At 43.7% G+C, this 710-nt stretch carries 1 protein-coding gene; it reads right to left on the minus strand.

Annotation, left to right across the window (positions count from 1 at the left end):
- Window positions 1–710 (minus strand): DUF1542 domain-containing protein (locus AC2JF7_RS09030; RefSeq protein WP_500728358.1); only part of this gene is annotated, 710 nt, incomplete at both ends.

The raw sequence follows: 710 nt of genomic DNA on the forward strand, positions 1-710 counted from the left end.
GTAGTGAAGTGCTGCCTGGAACGTGGTCACCATCAATCTTGATAATTCCATCATTCTTAGCGTCAATTACACCTTGTGCACTTGTTGCATTGTTAATAGCTGTTTTGGCAGCAGCTGCGTCAGTGTCTACAGCACTCTTTTGCTTGTCTTTAGTTGCCTTATCCAAAGTAACATCGGCATCAATTTCACCCTTGACTTTAGTTGCTTCAGCATCAATTGCGGCTATAGCACTCTTCTTTTGGTCTGGTAAAGAAATATTGCCTGGGACATGGTCACTATCGATCTTAGCAATACCAGCTGCTTTGGCGTCTTTAACCACTTGCGCATTAGCCGCATTATTAATGGCTGTCTTCGCATCGGTTGCATCCTTATCAACATTGCCCTTTTGACTCTTCTTAGTTGCGTCATCTAAAGTTGGGTCAGCGTCAATTTCGCCCTTAACCTTGGTGGCTTCGGCATCAATTGCAGCTAGTGCGTCCTTCTTCTGATCCGGAAGTGAAATACTGCCTGGGACATGGTCACTATCAATCTTAACAATACCAGCATTCTTAGCATCTTTGACACCTTGAGCATCAGTTGCATTATTGATAGCTTCTTTTGCTGCAGTGGCATCTTTGTCAACTTGAGCCTTTTGGCTCTTCTTAGCCGCATCATCTAAAGTTGGATCGGCATCGATTTCACCCTTGACTTTAGTTGCTTCATCATCAATT

The sequence above is a fragment of the Lactobacillus sp. XV31L genome (genome assembly GCF_059900865.1).